Origin of the sequence: Candidatus Magnetobacterium casense (assembly GCF_019173545.1) — a bacterium.
Taxonomy (GTDB): Bacteria; Nitrospirota; Thermodesulfovibrionia; order Thermodesulfovibrionales; family Magnetobacteriaceae; genus Magnetobacterium; species Magnetobacterium cryptolimnobacter.
On sequence record NZ_JABXWD010000767.1, the window covers coordinates 1 to 1100 of the forward strand.

Here is a 1100-nt window from a genome sequence, read left to right on the forward strand (position 1 = left end):
ATCCGCGCCGCCTTTGAATCTGTATCTCTATTATAAATGTTATGCCCCTTTTATCTACCGCCCTTATATCCAATATCGTCTCTTTCAGTATCTTTATATTTGGTGTCTGGTACGGATTAAGAATCAATAAGTCATCTATTTCCCGCTCTCCGGCGAGGTCTAAGACTGCATTTAAAAAAGATATAAGAATCCCCTTCTTGCCTTCGTTGCCAAATATCTTCTTAAACGCTATGTCACTTCTTACATCTACAAACTGCATACTTTAATTATAACAAAACATTTTAAACTTTATACAGCGAAATAAATCTTGCCATTGCCGGGCTAAAGATTATTGCCCCAAGTTCCGACGCTTGGGTGGCGTGCTCACTCGCCCTTCATAAATCAGCTTGGCTCCGTCAGGTGAAACATCTTTCTCAGCTCTATCCTTTCCCCTGGTGTGGTCATTATTACGAGGGTATCACCGGGGCTTATCATCTGATGTTCGGGGGGATTGTATATCCATCTCTCCTGCGTTGTCTTGATGGCGAGCAACATGCAGGTTGGATAGCGTTTGAGATGCAGTGAGGCAACCGTCCTGGGGGTAACATCTCCGGGGACCACAACGTCCTCTATGCGCAGGTTTTTGTCCTTATCTCTGAGCATCATATCCAGAAACGACACCACCGTTGGCCGGAACATCTCCGAGGCCATCCTCATACCACCGATAAAGTGCGGTGAGACAACAACGTCAGCGCCGGCCTTTTTCATCTTGCTGAGGTTCTTGAGCTCCTTGCACCGGGCCACGACCTTAATTTCGGGGTTGAGTTGCTTGGCGCTCAGACTGACAACCAGGTTGACGTTGTCCTCACCGGCTGCCGCAAAAAGCCCCTTGGCACGCTCTATCCCGGCACCGAGCAACACGTTGTTGTCCGTGGCGTCACCCTCAATCACTACCTGGGTGTGAAACATCTCAAGCACCCTCTCTATACGCTTCTTGTCTATCTCTATGACCACGCACGGACGAGACGTCGTGTATAGCTCGTTTAATATGTAAAAACCATCCCCCTCTACACCACACACGATGTAATGGCTGGAAAGCGCCTTGATCTTGTTCTCCATTC

The 1100-nt window shown here is 47.9% G+C and carries 2 protein-coding genes; both read right to left on the minus strand.

Features of this window, described 5'->3' with window-relative positions:
* The coding region (locus HWQ67_RS19370; protein WP_218254336.1) for a PD-(D/E)XK nuclease family transposase at positions 1-259 on the minus strand (259 nt) is incomplete at its 3' end.
* A gap of 122 nt (positions 260-381) precedes the next feature.
* On the minus strand, positions 382-1100 hold a 719-nt coding region (locus HWQ67_RS19375), incomplete at its 5' end, for a potassium channel family protein (protein WP_218254337.1).